Origin of the sequence: Streptomyces sp. NPDC058052 (assembly GCF_042885515.1) — a bacterium.
GTDB lineage: Bacteria > Actinomycetota > Actinomycetes > Streptomycetales > Streptomycetaceae > Streptomyces.
In genome coordinates this window covers 1-17661 of record NZ_JBHVRX010000003.1, presented here as the reverse complement: position 1 = coordinate 17661, position 17661 = coordinate 1, and the positions used below count along the sequence as shown (strand labels likewise).

17 protein-coding genes are annotated in these 17661 nt (G+C 73.2%); 14 read left to right on the top strand and 3 right to left on the bottom strand.

The window, feature by feature from the left end; all coding sequences use genetic code 11:
* The first annotated feature begins 60 nt into the window (after positions 1 to 60).
* Positions 61 to 894 carry a class II glutamine amidotransferase gene (locus ACFVU3_RS04845; RefSeq protein ID WP_390063704.1) on the top strand — a complete coding sequence of 278 codons (834 nt, stop codon included), beginning with the start codon at positions 61 to 63 and terminating at the stop codon, positions 892 to 894.
* A 139-nt stretch (positions 895 to 1033) separates the two neighbouring features.
* Positions 1034 to 1306 carry a GlsB/YeaQ/YmgE family stress response membrane protein gene (locus tag ACFVU3_RS04840; protein ID WP_390063702.1) on the top strand — a complete coding sequence of 91 codons (273 nt, stop codon included), beginning with the start codon at positions 1034 to 1036 and terminating at the stop codon, positions 1304 to 1306.
* Positions 1307 to 1399: 93 nt separating this feature from the next.
* Here ACFVU3_RS04840 and ACFVU3_RS04835 read toward each other — a convergent pair whose 3' ends face one another.
* Together ACFVU3_RS04835 and ACFVU3_RS04830 are read right to left on the bottom strand one after the other, a co-directional pair.
* On the bottom strand, positions 1400 to 2659 hold the full coding sequence (locus ACFVU3_RS04835) for an NAD(P)/FAD-dependent oxidoreductase (protein WP_390063700.1): 1260 nt from the start codon (positions 2657 to 2659) through the stop codon (positions 1400 to 1402).
* A 245-nt stretch (positions 2660 to 2904) separates the two neighbouring features.
* A complete protein-coding gene (locus tag ACFVU3_RS04830) occupies positions 2905 to 3849 on the bottom strand; it encodes a ScbA/BarX family gamma-butyrolactone biosynthesis protein (RefSeq protein ID WP_390063698.1) in 945 nt (314 codons plus the stop codon).
* Positions 3850 to 3972: 123 nt separating this feature from the next.
* Here ACFVU3_RS04830 and ACFVU3_RS04825 point away from each other — a divergent pair, with 123 nt between their 5' ends.
* Positions 3973 to 4617 (top strand): ScbR family autoregulator-binding transcription factor, encoded by a 645-nt coding sequence (locus tag ACFVU3_RS04825; RefSeq protein ID WP_390063697.1) that lies wholly within the window; start codon positions 3973 to 3975, stop codon positions 4615 to 4617.
* Between the two features lie 49 nt (positions 4618 to 4666).
* Positions 4667 to 5440, top strand: a complete 774-nt coding sequence (locus tag ACFVU3_RS04820; protein WP_390063695.1) for an SDR family NAD(P)-dependent oxidoreductase — start codon at positions 4667 to 4669, stop codon at positions 5438 to 5440.
* Positions 5441 to 5583: 143 nt separating this feature from the next.
* On the opposite strand, the gene ACFVU3_RS04815 is transcribed toward ACFVU3_RS04820, so the two are convergent.
* Complete coding sequence (locus ACFVU3_RS04815) at positions 5584 to 6822, bottom strand: IS701 family transposase (protein ID WP_390063693.1); 1239 nt, start codon at positions 6820 to 6822, stop codon at positions 5584 to 5586.
* 439 nt (positions 6823 to 7261) lie between these two features.
* Between ACFVU3_RS04815 and ACFVU3_RS04810 the strand changes: the two genes are divergently transcribed.
* The 10 genes from ACFVU3_RS04810 to ACFVU3_RS04765 form a co-directional block, all read left to right on the top strand.
* Complete coding sequence (locus tag ACFVU3_RS04810; RefSeq protein ID WP_390063692.1) at positions 7262 to 7876, top strand: TetR family transcriptional regulator; 615 nt, start codon at positions 7262 to 7264, stop codon at positions 7874 to 7876.
* Between the two features lie 543 nt (positions 7877 to 8419).
* Positions 8420 to 9664 (top strand): FAD-dependent oxidoreductase, encoded by a 1245-nt coding sequence (locus tag ACFVU3_RS04805; RefSeq protein ID WP_390063690.1) that lies wholly within the window; start codon positions 8420 to 8422, stop codon positions 9662 to 9664.
* A gap of 45 nt (positions 9665 to 9709) precedes the next feature.
* Entirely contained in the window at positions 9710 to 10066 is a 357-nt protein-coding gene (locus tag ACFVU3_RS04800; RefSeq protein WP_390063689.1) for a cupin domain-containing protein, read from the top strand.
* A complete protein-coding gene (locus tag ACFVU3_RS04795) occupies positions 10063 to 11664 on the top strand; it encodes a class I tRNA ligase family protein (protein ID WP_390063687.1) in 1602 nt (533 codons plus the stop codon). Before ACFVU3_RS04800 ends, ACFVU3_RS04795 begins: the two co-directional genes overlap by 4 nt.
* A gap of 70 nt (positions 11665 to 11734) precedes the next feature.
* Positions 11735 to 12103, top strand: coding sequence for an aspartate 1-decarboxylase (panD, locus tag ACFVU3_RS04790; RefSeq protein WP_390063685.1), 369 nt, complete (start codon positions 11735 to 11737; stop codon positions 12101 to 12103).
* A gap of 65 nt (positions 12104 to 12168) precedes the next feature.
* Positions 12169 to 13500 (top strand): SidA/IucD/PvdA family monooxygenase, encoded by a 1332-nt coding sequence (locus tag ACFVU3_RS04785; protein ID WP_390063683.1) that lies wholly within the window; start codon positions 12169 to 12171, stop codon positions 13498 to 13500.
* Complete coding sequence (locus ACFVU3_RS04780) at positions 13497 to 14582, top strand: NAD(P)/FAD-dependent oxidoreductase (RefSeq protein ID WP_390063682.1); 1086 nt, start codon at positions 13497 to 13499, stop codon at positions 14580 to 14582. The genes ACFVU3_RS04785 and ACFVU3_RS04780 overlap by 4 nt, the downstream gene beginning before the upstream one ends.
* Positions 14579 to 15916 (top strand): hypothetical protein, encoded by a 1338-nt coding sequence (locus tag ACFVU3_RS04775; protein ID WP_390063680.1) that lies wholly within the window; start codon positions 14579 to 14581, stop codon positions 15914 to 15916. The genes ACFVU3_RS04780 and ACFVU3_RS04775 overlap by 4 nt, the downstream gene beginning before the upstream one ends.
* 4 nt (positions 15917 to 15920) lie before the next feature.
* Entirely contained in the window at positions 15921 to 16772 is an 852-nt protein-coding gene (locus ACFVU3_RS04770; protein WP_390063678.1) for a VOC family protein, read from the top strand.
* On the top strand, positions 16769 to 17661 hold an 893-nt coding region (locus ACFVU3_RS04765; protein WP_390063677.1), incomplete at its 3' end, for a 2-oxoacid:acceptor oxidoreductase family protein. The genes ACFVU3_RS04770 and ACFVU3_RS04765, both read left to right, overlap by 4 nt.

The following is a 17661-nucleotide window of genomic DNA, read 5'->3' as shown; positions in this document are numbered from 1 at the left end:
ATGGTGGGAGGACCGGACGTGTGGAACACGAGGACCGGGCGAGGACCCAGGTGATCGCCGATGTGCCGATGGCTTGCGTACTGGGGAACGCCGGTGCTGCTCGAAACGATTCTGTACCGGCCCGCCCACTCCCTGATCGACCAGAGCCTGCACTCCAAGCTCGGGGTGGAGACCACGAACGGCGACGGGTTCGGCGTCGGCTGGTACTCGGAGCACAGCGACACCCCCGCGCTGCTCAGGGAGGTCGGGCCCGCCTGGAGCAACCGCAATCTGCGCGAGCTGGCGGACCACGTCAGGTCCCCGCTGTTCTTCGCGCACATCAGGGCGTCGACCGGGACGGCCGTGCAGCAGTCGAACTGCCACCCCTTCCGGCGCGGCCGCTGGATGTTCATGCACAACGGAGCCGTCGCGGACTTCCCGCTCCTGCGCCGCGATCTGACCCTCCTCGTCGACCCCGCGCTCTACGCGGACATCGAGGGCACGACGGATTCCGAGGTCATGTTCTACCTGGCCCTCACCTACGGCCTCGACGAGGACCCGCCCGCGGCCGTCGCCAGGATGGCGGGCGTCGTGGAACGCGTCGGCCGTGAGCACGGGGTGGAGCACCCGCTCCAGATGACGCTCGCCCTCACCGACGGCGAGCGCGTCTGGGCCTTCCGCTACTCCAGCGCGCGCGCCTCCCGGTCGCTCTTCTACAGCAGCCGGGTGGAGGCCCTGCGCCGGCTCCACCCCGACGTGGAGTTCCTGCGGGGCGTCTCCGGCGACACCCGGCTCATCGTCTCCGAACCCCTCGGCGACCTGCCCGGCGCCTGGAACGAGGTGCCGGAGAACAGCTACGGCGTCGTGCAGCCCGGCACCGACGAACTCCACCGCTTCGCCCCCGCGGCGGCCTGACGGCACCCGCCCCGGACGGCCCCGGCCCCCGCCCCCGCCCCAGCCTGTTCCGACGAGTTGCCGCGAGGGGGTTTGGCGGCGCCGATTCGGCGCAGGCGGAATACCAGGAACCACTTACGCGACGAAGTGGAGGCACCTCATGGGCATCATCGCGTGGATCCTCATCGGCCTGCTGGCCGGCGCGATAGCGAAGGCCCTCATGCCGGGCAGGGACCCGGGCGGCATCATCATCACCATGCTCATCGGCATCGCCGGCGGTCTGCTCGGCGGCTGGCTCGGCAAGGTGATCTTCGGGGTCGACTCCCTCGACGGATTCTTCGACCTCTCCACCTGGATCGCGGCCATCGTCGGCTCGATGATCCTCCTCGGCCTCTACCGCCTCTTCGCAGGCGGCCGACACCGGCATGCCTGACCCCGGCCAGGGCCGGCACCGGAAGGACGGCTCCTCGTCCCCCACGGGGGACGAGGAGCCGTCCGGCGTCCGGGCCGCCGTCGCCGCCGCCGTTCAGACCGCACCCGCCCGCAGGTCCTCCAGGACCGTGCGGGCCGCCCGTGTCCCCGACGCCAGCGCTCCCTGAAGCGACCCGGTCGCCCGGTGATCCCCGCACACGTACCGTCCGTGAGCCCACCGCGCGGTCCGGGAGAGCGGCGCCGGTCCCGGCATCGCCGGCAGGGCGTCGGGGACCGTGACCCGATGGACGGGCTCCCAGTCGCCCGTGTCCGTGCCGTACGCCTCGCCCAGGGCGGCCAGGACCGCGGCCGTGTCCGCGGGGCCGGGGGAGCCGAGCACCGACGTGGACACCAGCGCCCGGCCGTCGGAGGAGAAGCCGGGCTGGACGGCGGTGAGGACGCAGCTGTTGAGGAACCTGCGCCGCGAGTCGACGAGCAGCACGGGCTCGTCCAGCGGGGGACGGGCGGTCGCGTGGTACAGCGTGGTCACGGTCCGGCCGTCCGGGACGCGGAGTCCCGGAAGCAGCTCCGCGGCGACCCGCTGCCCGGTGGCGACGACGACCGCGCGGGACCGCAGCTCGCGCCCGTCCGGGAGGACCACGCCCCCGGGCGTCAGGGCGGACACCACGGTTCCGGTCCGCGCCACGCCGGGCGGCAGCCGCGCCGCGAGCTGCGCGGGCACCGCGCCGATCCCCTCGGCCGGCAGGCAGAGGGTCCCGCGCAGCATGCTCCGCCACACCAGGTGGAAGAAGCGCGCCGAGGTCTCCAGCCGGTCCTCCAGGAAGACCCCCGAGAGGAACGGCCGGAAGAACGTCTCCACGAGCCGCGGCGAGACGCCCGCCGCGGCCAGGGCCTCGCGCGCGGTCCCGTCGGCGCCGCGCCGCAGCACCGCGGCCGGTGCCAGGGCGTCCCGTCCCGACAGGGCCAGGAGCGCGAGCAGGTCGCGCCCGGACGCGAGCCGTCCGGGCAGCAGGTCCCGGACGTCCGCCGGGCGCCGGAGCGGATCCGTGAAGCGCCGCCGCCCCCGCTCCGTGTGCACGAGGACGCCCGGCGTGAACGGCCGCAGCCGCAGGGCCCTGAGGTCCACGCGCCGCTTCACCTGCGGGTACGACGTGTTGAAGACCTGGAAGCCGCGATCCGCGGTGAACCCCGCCACCCGGTCGGTACGCATCCGGCCGCCCACCGTGTCGCCCGCCTCCAGGAGCGCCACCCGCAGGCCCGCCGCGCACAGGTCACCGGCGCAGGCGAGCCCGGCGGCACCGGCTCCGACGACCACCACGTCGTGGCGCGCGCCACCGTCCCTCGGCTTCTCCATGCCGTCCTCCTCACCGCGAGGCCCTCGCGCGACGACCCGTTCGCGCGAGGCGGTCACGGCACGTCCGCCCGAACCCGCGCGCCGGCGCCGCGCCGTCACCCGGGTTTCCCCCGGAACCCCTCCGCCGGATGCGTACCGACCGGGTGGCGTCGGGGCGGCGCGCCCCCGGCCGGCGTTCCGGGGGAGGAGAGCAGGGGATGAGGGAGGGGGAGGAGCGGTCCGCGGCACGGAGAGGCCCGGCGGGCTCAGACGGGGGAGGGGCAGGGCCTCACGGTGACGCGCACCGAGAAGACCTCCTTGCCGTTCTGCCGCCCGGTGACCTCGGTGCCGACCGCGCCGCTCCCGCCGCGGCGCGGAGGGGTGGCGTCGACCCAGCAGGGGGCGTCGAGCTCGACGTAGCGGAGGAACCGGGCGTCGAACTCCGTGGGGACGGTCCGGGGGCTGCCGGACAGGGCGTGGGCGGCCTGGGCGGCGGCCTCCAGGAAGACCAGTCCCGGTATGTGGTCGTGGGCGTGGTCGAAGAAGAAGCGGTTGGCGGTGTCCACGCGCAGCTGCCAGCGGTGCGGCTCCGCGAGCGGGCTCAGGACCGCGTTCTCCAGCGAGGTCTGGCCGCCGCGGAGGGCTTCGTCGAGCGCGGGGCCCGGCGGGAGGGCGCGGGCGCTGGCGGTCTGCGCGTCCGCGTACGCCCCGCGCAGCCTGTCGTAGATGGCGGGCGGGTGGGCGGTGTAGCGGACCCGGGCGATGCCGAGCGGTTCTCCGTCGCGCGTGGCCGTGACCTGCGCGGCGAGATGGGCGGAGCCGAACCGGCGGCGGGTCACCTCGGTGTGAGTGATCGTCAGGTGCACGGTGGGCGCCGGTAAGCGGGTGCTCAGGGCCGCCGGCACGACGGAGCTGTCGTAGGACTCCCACCCCAGCCGGAAGTCCAGGGGGATCCCGTGGGCGACGTGGGACAGCAGGGCGAGGGACTGACGGATCGTCTCGGAGAAGAGGAGGGGGTGGTAGTGATCCGTGTGGGATGTGTAGAGGGGATGGCGCTCCGGCCAATCGGCGATGACGGTGTGGGAGACGCCGTCGGCGTGACTGCGCCAACCGGACAGGAGCACCTGACCGGGTACGGTCTTGCGGGTGAGTGCCGCGGGGACGTGCCGGATGCTTTCGAGCGTTGCGATCGAGCCAGTTGTCACGTTCATGGAGTTCTCCCGGAGAACGGCGCGAGTGGGGTGGTGGCAACTGCTGCGGGCAGGGTGCGAGAGACCGCTTCGTAACATAGTGATGATTATGTTTATCTGTCGAGGGAGTGTGAGGACGGATCCATGGCTCAACAAGAACGGAGCGCCCGGACGCGGGCGGCCATCCTGCGGGCGGGTGCTGAGGTGTTCGCCGAGATGGGCTTCGCGGGGGCGAGCGTCAGCAAGATCACCCGCAGGGCGAATCTCACGCTGGGGGCGCTCTACTTCCACTTCGAGTCGAAGGAGCAGCTGGCGCGCGAGATCGTCCGGGCGCAGCCGGAACTGGTGACGTCGGAGGCGGCGGCCGGCCTGCGGGGCGCCGTCGACATGACCCTGGCGTGGGGGGCGCAGCTCACGCGGGACCCTTTACTGCTGGCGGGCGCCAGACTGGTGATGGACCAGGAGTACTTCGTCCGCAGCGAGGAGGGCAACTCCTACCGCCAGTGGACCGAGGTGCTGCTGCCGTACCTCCATGAAGCCTACGAGAAGGGCGAGTTGAGACCCGAGGTGAACGTGCTGGCCCTCGCCCAGCTCGTGGTGAACGCCTGCACCGGGGCGCAGATGAACTCGCAGCTCGACAGCGGCCGGCAGGACCTGCCGGAACGATTGCGCCAGATGTGGTCCCTCCTGCTGCCGCTGGTCGCGACCGAGGAGGCCGCGGGCCGCGTCATGGAGGCACTGGGGCCGCGCGGGAACGATTCTCCGGTGAGGGACGGGAAAGGGGCCTGATCGCCCCACAGGACTGCCGTGTCCGTCGCGTATGGCGTTGAATCGGCCCATGCCATATGTATCGCGTGCGTTACAGGGAAGAACGGTCATGATCACGGGGGCGTCGAGCGGCATCGGCGCCGCCGCCGCGCGGCTCTTCGCCGAGGAGGGCGCGGCCGTCGTGCTGATGGCCCGCCGCGAGGACCGGCTGGAGGCCCTGGCCGCGGCGATCCGCGAGGGGCGGGGGAGGGCGCTGGCCGTGCCGGGGGACGTGCGGAAGCCCCAGGACGTGCGGGAGGCGGTCGCCCGGGCGGTCGAGGAGTTCGGCGGCCTGGACGCCGCGTTCAACAACGCCGGGACGGGGACGTTCGGCAGCGCCCTCCACGAACTCGACGAGGACGCCTACGACACGGCGATGGACGTCAACGTGAGGGGCGTCTGGAACTGCATGCGCCAGCAGATCCCCGTCATGCTGCGGCAGGGCCGCGGCGGCACGATCGTCAACACCTCCAGTGTCGCCGGCCATTCGGCGACGGGCGCCACGGCGCCCTACATCGCCGCCAAGCACGCCGTCCTCGGTCTCACGCGGGCCGCGGCGTCCGAGTACGGGGACTCCGGGATCCGGGTGAACGCCCTGACGGTCGGCGCGACCCGCACGGCACTCCTGGAGCCCTTCACGGACGGCACGCCCGAGACGGAGGGGCGGCTGACCCGGCGCGCGGTGCAGAAGCGGCTGGCGGATCCGGACGAGGTGGCGCAGGCCGCGCTCTGGCTGTGCAGCGATCGGTCGTCCTTCGTCACCGGCGGGGCGATCGCGGTGGACGGAGGGTGGAGCGCGGTGTGATCCCCCTCGGGCGGCGGGTCCACCCGCCCCGCCCCTCGGACCGGTACGCCGGTACGGCGTGACCCCGGCGGGCCGGCGTCCGGTACGGGAACGGCGAGGGGAGCCGGCGGACCCGCCTCCGGTACGGGAGGGGCGCGCCGGACTCAGACGCGGAGCCGGGCCGGCGGCCGGGCGGCCCGGGGCAGCGAGGCGACGGGGATGGTGCGGGACAGGCCGTCCGGGTCGATCTCCGACAGTTCCTGGTAGCAGCAGGCCGCCGAGACCAGCGTCACGTGCCGGTGCCAGCCGGGGTACGACCGGCCTTCGAAGTCCTGGAGCCCGAAGCTGCCCTCCAGGCGGCGCACCGCGCGCGGCGTCGCGGCCTGCAGGGAGGCCAGCTCCAGGAGCTCCTCCACCGACAGGTGGACCAGTGTGGTGAGCCACGCCGAGGCCGGCCGCTCGCCCTCCCGGGGCACCTCGGCGAACAGCCGGTAGAAGCGCTGCGGCTGGGGGCCACGCGGCAGCCGGACCAGCCCGGTGACCACGCGGGTCAGGCCGGTGGGACGAGGATGGCCGTACTTCAGGACCGACCGCAGGAGTTCGCCCTCGGTCTCCAGGAAGCGGCGCGCGCCCACCGGGGGGACGGAGGTGTCCGCTCCGGCGCCGAAGGGGTGGGCCGGCACCGTCGGCAGGACGGGCAGGGAGTCGGGAACGGTGGCCACGAAATCGTGCGCGCGCTCCCGCAGGCCGTGGAGCAGCCGATCGGATTCCTTGTACGCGCGGAGGTCGGCCACCAGCGGCAGCGCGGGGGACCCGCTCGCGGCCAGGGCGTCGGCCAGGTCGAGCACGTGCGCCCAGGCGGGCACGGGCTGGACGTCCTCGGGGATGCGGGTGCGGCGGCGTAAGCGGTCCTCGCTCCACTCGCTCGGCAGGTGCAGGCGCCAGTCGACGGGGACCTGGCCGCGCCCCGTCGCCAGGAACTGTCCCACCCCCACCTGGCAGTTGATGGTGCGGCCCAGGGACGGGACGAACCTGCGGTGCACCCCGCACGACTGGTCCCCCCTCTTGGGGACCAGGGCGATGCCGACGGTCCACGCCTGGGGGCGCGCCCGGTGCCCCACCCAGCGCCTCAGCTCGCCGCGGGCCGGCTCCCACTCCCACGGGCTGGCGTTGACGAAGCGGTGCAGGGACTGGGAGGCGGTGGGGGAGTCGGTGATGGCGGCGGCCATGCTGCGCATCGACTTCCTGCCCGAGACCGCCAGGAGCCCCATCAGGTACGCGGCGGCCCACCGGCGCTGGTCGGCCCGTGGCAGATGCGCGAAGAGCTGGTCGGCGAAGCCGGCGACTCGCTGCCCGGCTTCCACGGCGGACAGCCGGTCCGCGCCGTACGCGGCATTGGTCATGAGGGGGCTCCCAGGTGCGGCTCAGGGGTCGATGACGCAAAGAATAATAGGGGTTGCTATTTTTTTATCGGGATGAATCAGCCACTCCCTCGCTTTCGGGGCCGGCGTCGTGGAGTAAGGGCTTGCTCTGTGTGAACCAGCCAACCGTGATCCACGGGCTTGTCGGTGCTGACCTGCGACGTCACACTGGCCGCCACGACCGCCGGACCGTCAAGGGCCGGCCCCTCGGCCGCCCCCCGGCGGGAGCGGGTCCCAGGCGGGTCGCCCTCCCGCGGAAGGCCGCGCGGCGCACCGCCGCCGGACCGGGCAGGGGTCGACGGGGCTCACCGTTCCGCGTTCTCCGCGTGTGCCGTGTACGAGGCGCGGCCTGCCGTCCTCCGCCGCCACCGCCCGGGAACGGCCCTCCTGTTGACCATCGACCAGCGCACCGGAGACTTGTATGACGAAGCAGTTGCGTGCGGTACGCACCCGGCAGGCCCTCGTGAGCGCCGCGGCGTCCGAGTTCGACCGGAGCGGGTACGCCGGCGCGGCACTGAACAGAGTCTGCCGGGCCGCCGGGATCACCATGGGCGCCCTGACGTTCCACTTCGCGACCAAGGACGAACTGGCCTCCGCGGTCCAGGTGCAGGGGCAGGTCATCACGCGGGCCGCCCTGGCGGGCCTGCCGGCGGGACCGGCGCCGGCCCTGCACCGGGCCATCGACGTGACGCTCGAACTGGCCCGGCTGCTGGAGGAGGAGCCGGCCGTGCGCTCCGCGTCCCGGCTCAGCCGCGAGCGGCCGAACGAGAACCTCGCCTGGACCACCTCCTGGATCGGGGCTCTCCAGGACCTCTTCGGGCAGGCGTACCGGGACGGGCAGCTCCACGCGGCCGTCCGCCCCGAGGATCTGGCCACGCTGTCACGGTTCCTGGTGCTCGGCGCCGAGGACCGGGTGCGCGCGGAGTCCGCGCGGAGCGGGGCGGAGCCGCGCGATTCGGGAGCCGTCGAGGAGGTCCGGCAGATGTGGGACATCATCCAGCGCGGCATCTGCGGCCCCTCCCACCGTGCGACGTGACGAGGCGCCCGCCCGCGGGCACCCGGTGAGGGGCGGAACGGCGAAAAGGGCCGGCGCGCGGTTCCCGGTCGTGACGGCGGTTCGCGGCATTCGCATCTGTGCGCGAACCGCGTCACGATTTTCGCGAGTCGGCATTGCCGCCGCCGCCGCGGACGCGGATCGTGGAATCGCCAACCGACACACATACAAGGGGCGACCCGTGGTGGAGACGGAACGGACCGGCGTGAACGCGGCGCGGGTGGCGGCGGTCGTCCGGTGGCCCCAAGCCCCTCCCCGACCTGCCCGTTCGTACCCGTGCGGCAGGCCGGAGGGGCCGGGCGCCGCCGGGGGCCGTCGCCGGACGGCGCCCGGGACGTAGGCCGCGCGACCCCGCCGCGTCGTCCGGGGCGGGTTTCCCGCCCTTCCCGGAGATGTTCCGCCTTGTGTCCGCCGCGTCCGCGTCGAGCGGCGGTTCCATCGCATGCACCAGCTCGGACTTCCGGCTGCCCATTTCCGGGGCGGTCGATACCGCAATGCCTTGAAAAGACTTCCGTGGAGGACTTCATGGCGACAGCTCAGCGTAGGGACGCAGTGGTGGTCGGGGGAGGCATAGCCGGATCCGCGCTGGCGGCGGCGCTGGCCGGGGACGGCTACGACGTCCTGCTCCTGGAACGGCAGACCGTCTACCGGGACAAGGTGCGCGGCGAGGTCATCAACTGCTGGGGCGTCGTCGAACTCCTCCGCCTCGGCCTGGAACAGCCGCTGCTCGACGCCGGCGGCACCTACATCGACCGCTTCATCGGATTCGACGAGATCGTCGACCCCGAGACCGCCCGCGCCAACGCCCTCCACCTGGACGACATGCTGCCCGGCATCCGCGGTGTGCTCGACGTCGGCCACCCCGAGGCGTGCGAGGCGCTCGCCTCCGCCGCCGCCCAGGCCGGGGCCACGGTCGTGCGGGGGGTCGGGGACGTCATGGTGACCGGCGGAGCGCACCCGAGCGTGCGCTACGAGCACGACGACGTCGAGTGCGAGGTGCCCTGCCGCCTGGTCGTGGGCGCGGACGGGCGCACCTCGACGGTCCGGCGCCAGCTGGGCGTCAGCCTGACCCAGACCCCGCCGAACTCGCTGGGCGGCGGCATGCTCGTGGAGGATCTCCACGAGTGGCCCGCCAACGTGACCTCGATCGGCACCGAGAAGGACCTGCTCTACTTCGTCTTCCCCCGCGCGGGCGCCAAGGCCCGGCTGTACCTGCTGCACGACGTCGCGCAGAAGGGCCGCTTCGCCGGCCCGACCCGCCAGGCCGACTTCCTCGAAGCCTTCCGGCTCGACTGCATTCCGCACAGCGAGATGTTCGCCGCGGCCACCCCGTCGGAGTCCTGTGCCTTCTACCCGATGAACGACGCCTGGACGGACGGCCCCGTCGTCCCCGGTGCGGTGCTCGTGGGCGACGCGGCCGGATGGACCGACCCCGTGGTCGGCCAGGGCCTGTCCATCGCGCTGCGGGACGCGCGCCTCGTGTGGGAGGCGCTGCGGTCCCACGCCACGTGGTCCCCGCAGATCCTCAAGCCGTACGTGGACGAGCGCGAGGAGCGGATGCGCCGCCTGCGGGTCTCGGGCTCGGTCCGTACCGCGATGAACATGACCTTCACCCCCGAGGGCGCCGCCCGCCGCAGGGCCTACGCCCAGGCGTGGCCCACCGACCCGGTGCTGGCCGGCTCCCGGCTCGCCACGTTCAAAGGAGCGTTCGGCGTCCCTGCCGAATCGTTTCACCCGAGCACCATCCAGCGCCTGCTCGCCCTCGGCTAGCCCGCGCCCGACCTGAGCACCCCATCGCATCGAAGGGACTCCGCCATGCACGTGAAGACCGACGCCGACGACATCCGGATCCGGAAGAACGGCTGCGACATCCGCGAGCTCTACCCCTGGCAGGGGGTGGTCGCCCCGCCGTGGAACAGCACCCTGTGCTCCATCCGGCCGACCGAGTCCAGCACGCCCCACGGCCACGCCACCGACGAGACCTTCATCTTCGTCAGCGGCCAGGGCCACCTGCGGGTCGGCACCGAGCACCGCCCGATCACCCCGGGCGACGTCGTCTACATCCCGCACGGCACCGACCACCAGGTCACCAACACCAGCGAGTCCGACCCGCTGACCTTCGTGAGCATCTACTGGCTCCAGCCCGCCCGGCCCGACGAGGACGCGCGATGACCGGCTCCCCGGGCACCGGAGCCCCCGCCCCCCGGCGCGTCAACGTCACCTTCTCGCCCCCCACCCCCAACGGCGACCTGCACCTGGGCCACCTCGCCGGCCCCGTCCTCAACAGCGACGTGTGCGCCCGGTCCCAGAAGGTCCTCGGGCACGACGTGGCCTTCGCCACCAGCACCGACGACAACCAGACCTACGTCGTCACCACCGCCGAGCGCCTCGGCACCACGCCGGAGGCCCTCATCCAGCACGCCCTGGACAGCGTGACGGCGTCGCTGGAACTGGCCGGCGTCGACGTCGACCTGTTCGAACGACCGGACGCCGACTACACCGCGTACGTCCGCTCCTTCTTCACCCGGCTCTGGGAGCACGGCGCCTTCGACCTGCGCGAGGTGGAGCTGCCCTACGACGCCGGCACCGGCGAGTACAAGGCGGAGGCGTTCGTCACCGGCCGCTGCCCCACCTGCCTGGCCCACGCCCGGGCCGGCGTGTGCGAGGCGTGCGGCCTCTACAACCTGCCCGGCGCCCTGCTGCCCGTGGCCGACACGGCCTCCGCCCTCCCGCGGCGCCCCGTCCCGATCTGGGTCCTCGACCTCGAACGCCACCGGTCCCTCATCACCAACTGGTACCGGACGAGCGACGTGCGGCTGCGGCCGGACCTGGCCAAGGTCGTCACCGACACGCTCGCCGGACGCCTCCCCTACATCCCCGTCACCTACCCCAGCACCTGGGGCATCACGGTGGACTGGGACGGCCCCGACGTCCACCCGCAGGCCATCAACGCCTGGCCGGAGATCTACGTCGGACACCTGTACTGGCTTCAGCAGGCCCGCCTGGACCCGCAGGCCGAGTGCGACGAACTCGTCCAGTTCATCGGCATCGACAACGGCTTCTACAACGCCTTCGTCTACGTCACCCTGGCCCTGCTCGCCGCACGCCACGGCATGCCGGTGCACCTGCCCAGGACGCGCACGCTCACCAACCAGTACTACATGCTGGAGGGCCGCAAGTTCTCCACCAGCAAGGGGGACGTGCGCTGGGCGCGCGACTACCTGGAGACGGTCGGCCGCGACCGGGCACGGTTCGTCCTCGCCCTGACCAGCCCCGAGCTCCAGCAGGCGGAGTTCAGCGAACCCATCGCCGCCGACACGATCGCGGCACGCTACGACGCCCCGCTCGCCACCATCGCGGAAGCGCTCGGAGCCCTGACCGGCCGCACCATCGACACGACCCCCTCACCCTGGTGGGACGCCGCGCTCCAGGCTTCCCGCCGGCGCTTCGAGGACGCCTACCGGCTGGAGGACTTCAGCGTCCGCAAGGCCGCCGAGGCGGTCGCCCTCCACCTGGAGGTCCTGGCACTGCGCGCCGGCGACATCCGGCCCGACGACCCGAGCGAGGTCTCCGGCGCCCTGCGCTTCCTGTGGGCCCTGCGCACCCTGGGCTGGCCGGTCACCCCGGACCTCGCCGAGCACATCTCGTCCGCCTTCGCGGGCCCCTCCACCGTCGGCAAGGCACCCCTGCTCGCCGACCTCTCCACCACACCGGAGAACCCCTTCCGCGGGCTGACCGTCCCGGCCGCCCCGCCCACCCCCACCCCGTGACCCGCGGGGCGACCCGCCCCGCGCTCCGCTCCCGCACGTCCGGAACCCGAACCCTCCGAGGAGACCCACCATGCTGCGCACCTTCATGAACGCGAAGATCCACCGCGCCACCGTCACCGACAGCAACCTCAACTACGTCGGGTCCATCACCATCTCGCCGGAGCTGCTCGACGCCGCCGGCATCGGCGTGCACGAGCTCGTGCACGTCGTCAACGTCAACAACGGCGCCCGCTTCGAGACGTACACCATCCTCGGCGAGCCGGCCGCGAACCAGGTCGTCGTCAACGGCGCCGCCGCCCGCCTCGTGGAGACCGGCGACAAAGTCATCATCATCAGCTACGCCCAGCTGACCCCGGACGAGGTCGCCGACCACAAGTCCCGCGTCGTCCACGTCGACGACACCAACGCGATCACCGGGACGGCGCTGCTCAGCGCGTGAACTCCGGGTCCGCCCGTCCCGAAACGACGTTCCTGCATGCACGACAAGTCGAGGATGCGTGAACCGTGACAACCCATGAGATCCATCCGGTGCTGGGAGTGGGGTTCGGACCCGCGAACCTCTCCCTGGCGGTCGCGCTCGAAGAGCGCGGCCGCGCCGGCCTCGCCCGCTTCATCGAACGGTCCGCCGGGTTCCAGTGGCAGCAGGAGCAGCTCCTGCCGGGTGCCGACATCCAGAACAACCCCTTCCGGGACCTCGCCATGCAGCGCAACCCGGACAGCCCGCACACCTTCGTCAAGTACCTCGCCGCCCGCGGCGGCCTGACGGAGTACCTGCACCTGAACGCCAAGTTCCCGCTGCGCAGGGAGTACTCGGCCTACCTCGCCTGGGTCGCCGAGGCGTTCCGCGACCAGGTGGACTACGGCCGGTCGGCCGCACACCTCTCGCTCGTCGAGGGCGACGACGGCGGCGAGCTGTTCTGCGTCGAGACCGACGACGGCAGCCGGTACCTCGCCCGGAGCGTCTCCGTGGGCACCGGGCGCTCGCCGCGGATCCCCTACGTGTTCCAGAAGGGCCTGGGGGAGAGCGTCTTCCACTCCACCCGGTACCTCTCCTCCATCGGGCGCTTCCAGGACCAGGCGATCCGGGTCGCCGTCGTCGGGGCCAGCCAGAGCGCGATCGAGATCATCCTCGACCTGCTCGACCGCCCCAACGTGCGGCAGGTGACCTCCGTCCACCGCGGCATCGGGTTCCGGCTCAAGGACACCAGCCCCTACAGCCGGCAGGTGTTCCTGCCCGAATTCGTGGACTACTTCCACCCGCTGCCCAGCGGCAGGAAGCGGCAGCTCCGCGACGAGCTGCGGTCGATCAACTACGCCGCCTGCGACCAGGACGTCATCGACCGGCTGGTCGGCGCGCAGCGCGAGTACGACCTGACCGGCTCCGACCGGCTCGTGATGAGGCCCTTCCGCGAGGCCGTCATCAGCAGGCCGCACGGTCAGGGCCACCGCATGGTCCTGCGCGACGTCAACCACCTCACCGAGGAGACCCTCGACGCCGACGTGGTCGTCCTGGCCACCGGCTTCCGGGACTTCGGGGGCGAACCCGGTGACGAGCCGTACCACCCGCTCCTGGAGGGCATCGCCCACCGTCTTCCCCTCGACGAGGAGGGCACCCCCGTCGTCGCGCGGGACTACTCGATCGAGCTGAAGACGGAGGCCGGCACCCCGCGGCCGCTCAAGGTCTACCTCAACGGCCTCTGCGAGGCGAGCCACGGCATGGGCGACGCCGGAGCCCTCGCCATGCTCTCGGTACGGGCGACCGACATCGTCGACTCGCTCCTGCGGCACGACACCCGAGGGCATGAGGAGCTGCTGGCCGCCGGGACCACGCCGTGACCTCCTCCACGACCACCGCCGACGTCGCCGTCGTCGGCGGCGGGATCATCGGGCTGGCCACAGCCGAACGGCTGACCGCCCACGGTCTCACCGTCGCCGTCATCGACCCGGCAGGCATCGCCGGAGGCGCCACCAGCGCCTCCGGCGGGCTGGTCCGCGCCTTCGACCCGTCCACCCCACGCCGGAGGCACGCCGCCGCCGGCCTCGCCCTCTACCTCCGCCAGGGCCACCGCGGAACCTGGCCCGCGCTCCGCCGCCAGGGGAGCCTGAGCCTCGTCGCGCGCACCGGCCTCCCCGAGGCCGCCGCCGCGGTCGCGGACCTCGAAGCGGCCGGCCACACGGCGGAGATCCTCACCGCGCACGACCTCGCCGCCCGCTTCCCGTCCCTCGACGTGCCCGACGACCTGGCGGCGGTGCACGAACCGGACGCGGGCTGGCTCCCCGTCGGCCAGGTGGCCCGCGCCATGGCCCGCGACGCGGGCCCCCGGCTCCGGACGGTCCCGGCGCGGGCCACCCGCCTGCTCACCGACGGCTCCCGCGCGACCGGCGTCCACACCACCGCCGGACCCGTGCGCGCCCGGGCCGTCCTGCTGGCCGCCGGCGCGGCCAGCACCGGCCTGGCCGCGACCGCGGGCGTCCACCTGCCTCTGCGCACCCGAGCCGTCGGCTACTGCCTGTTCCGCGTGGACGACCCCGTCGGCCTCGCCGCGCTCCCCACCGTCGTGGACCGCACCACCGGAGCGTGGCTGCGCCCCTGGGGGGCGGACGGGCTCGTCCTGGCGGGAGTCTCGTCGCGGGAGACCGACGTCCCCGAAGCCGTACGCCGGGGCGTGCCGCCCCAGGAGGAGGAGCGCGTCCGGGCCGTGGTCCGCCACCGCTACCCGCGACTGGCCACGGCACCCCTCGCGGGCGGAGTCACCGCGTACGACGCCATGGCACCACAAGGCGACGGCGAGGTCACCGCGCGGACCGGACTCGCCGGCCTGGTCACCGCGACCGGATGGAACGGCGGCGGATTCAAACTGGCGCCCGCGATCGGCGAGATCGCCGCCGCCCGTCTCCAGGAGGAGGCCAGCCGATGACGGGCACCGCACGCCTCAACCCCACCGACGAGATGCTCCACCGGGCCGCCGGCGCCCTGGGGTCCACCCGGATCGTCCAGGTGCTGTGGACCTTCCCGGACCCGGTGCCCCCCTCCGCCCTCCAGGCCGCCTGGGAGGACCTCGACCAGGGCCGCCTCAGCCGCCGGGCCCGGCCCGCACGCGTACCCGGCGCCCGGCGCAGCTGGGTTCCGGCCGCCAACGAGGAACCCCTCCACACCACGTCGACGCCGCTGACCGACGCCACCCTGACCGACTGGATCGACACCCAGGTCAAAGCGCCGCTGCACCCCGGCGGCGGCGCCCTGTGGCGGCTGGCCGCCGCCCCGTACGGTGAGGGCACCCTCGTCTCGCTGACCGTGCCGCACTTCCGCTGCGACGGACTCGGCATCTTCCACGCCATCGGCTCTGGCGGACGCGACACCCGCCGCGCCCCCGCCCCCCGGCTGCTCGACGACCTGGCCGACCTGGCGCGGCAGACGCTCCACGGCGGGCTGGCCGCCGCGCGCTGGGTCCCGGCGACCCTGGCCAGTCCGTCCCGGCGCGAACGGATCAGGACCGCACTCCAGGCCCCTCCGGCTCCCCCTTCCACGCCCCCGGCCGCACCCCGCTTCTTCACCTCGGCGATCTTCGAGACGGACGCGGCCCACTGGCAGCGGCAGGCGGACCGCTTCGGCGGGACGACCAACAGCCTCTTCATCGAGATCGCCGCCAACCTCGTCCGGTCCGCGACGGCCGGCGACCCGGCCGAACCCTTCGACGTCGGCATCCCCGTGAGCCTGCGGCGGTCCGCCCACGACCCGCGGGCCAACGCCCTCGTCGTCAGGCCGCTGACGGTGCCGGGCGGCCCCGCCCGCCACACCGGCCTCCGCCAGACCCGGCAGGCGACCAGGGAACTCCTCCAGGACACGGGAGAACACAGCGCCACCCTCGTCCCCGAACCCCTGTGGCACCTGCTCCCCACGCGCCACGCCGATCGCCTCAAGAACCCCGGCGCGCAGCAGACCACCGTCGTCGCCTCCAACTTCGGCCGCACCCCCGACGCGATCGCCCGGTTCACCGGCCGGACAGCCGCCGGCATCGCCGTCCGCACCATGAACGTGCCCGGGGTCCTGCCGGACCGGGCACGCCTGCGCGCCTCCCTCTGCCTGCTGCGGACCGGCGACCGGCTGACCGTGACCGCGACCGGCATTCCCGACCGGTTCGGTGACGCCTCGTCGCTCCGGCGCCTCGTCCACGAGGAGCTGGCGGCCTGGGGCCTCACCGTCCACCGCTGGTGGGGCGAGCCCTCGCCGCACCGAGTGAAGGAGCCCTGACGCGATGCCCACCGTCCCCGCGGCCGCGCTGCCGGACCGCTGGTTCCGCACCACGCCCGACTCCGCCGTGCTGCCCCGCCCGCGCCTGCTGGCCCGCTCCCTCGTCGACGTCACCGTCCTCGACGACCGCATCCGCGCCTACGAACGACTCACCGGCACCCCCGCGGACCTGCGGATGCCGATCCCGGACTTCGGCGGCCTGGAGCTCGCGGCGGTCGGCAACATGCTCCTCATCGCCAGCGCCCGCCCCTTCACCCCCATCCAGCGCCGCACGGCCTACTCCGTGATCGTGCCCTCCCTCGACGGCGCGCTCCGCAGGCTGGACCAGGTCGGCGGCACCGTGCTGGAACCCCCCGAGACCATCCTCCCGGGCAGCCGGGCCCGCGTCCGCTTCCCCGACGGCGCGATCGCCGAACTCGTCGAGCACCGCCCCAACCCCGGCGAACGACCGCGCCCCCCGGAGCCCCGGACGACCGGGGACTCCGGCGTGCGGCTGCTCCTGCGCAAGGCGGTGAGCCGCAGCGTGTTCGCCTCGCTCGTCCGCCTCTACGAGACGGTCCTCGGCACCGACCGCGACACCCGCCTCCACCTGGACGCCCCCGACGGCACCGAACTGGCGACGGTCGGGAACCTCCTCCTCGTCGGCACGGACGAGCCGGAGTCCACCCGCACGGCACACGTCCGGCTGGCGCTGGTGACCCCGGCACCGCGGGACGTACCGGGAGCCCGCCCCGCCGGCCACCGGCTCGTCCGCCTCGAAGACGGCTCCGTCGCCGAGGTCTGGGACAGCGCGACCGGCCTCCGCGCCCCGCACGCGGCCCCCGCGCGCGCCCCCCGTGGGACCGGTGCCCCGTGACCCCACGACACGAGGTCCGCCGTCTGGACCGGGTGATCATCCGGTTCGCGGGGGACTCCGGTGACGGGATGCAGCTCACCGGTGACCGTTTCACCTCGGAGACGGCGTCCTTCGGGAACGACCTGTCGACGCTGCCGAACTTCCCGGCCGAGATCCGGGCTCCCGCCGGGACGCTGCCGGGGGTGTCGTCGTTCCAGCTGCATTTCGCCGATCACGACATCCTGACGCCGGGCGACGCGCCGAACGTGCTGGTGGCGATGAATCCGGCCGCGCTGAAGGCGAACATCGCGGACGTGCCGCGCGGTGGCGAGATCATCGTGAACACGGACGAGTTCGCGAAGCGGGCGATGGCGAAGGTCGGGTACGAGCGGAGTCCGCTGGAGGACGGGTCGCTGGACGGTTACCGGGTGCATCCGGTGCCGCTGACGACGCTGACGATCGAGGCGCTGAAGGAGTTCGGCCTGTCGAGGAAGGAGGCCGAGCGGTCGAAGAACATGTTCGCGCTCGGGCTGCTGTCCTGGATGTATCACCGGCCCACGGAGGGCACGGAGGCGTTCCTGCGGTCGAAGTTCGCGAAGAAGCCGCAGATCGCCGAGGCGAACGTGGCCGCCTTCCGGGCCGGCTGGAACTTCGGCGAGACCACCGAGGACTTCGCCGTCTCCTACGAAGTGGCTCCGGCTGTACAGGCGTTCCCGACAGGGACCTACCGGAACATCTCCGGGAACCTGGCGCTGTCGTACGGCCTCGTCGCGGCGGGGCGTCAGGCGGACCTTCGCCTGTTCCTGGGGTCGTATCCGATCACGCCGGCCTCGGACATCCTGCACGAGCTCAGCCGGCACAAGAACTTCGGCGTGCGGACCTTCCAGGCCGAGGACGAGATCGCCGGCAT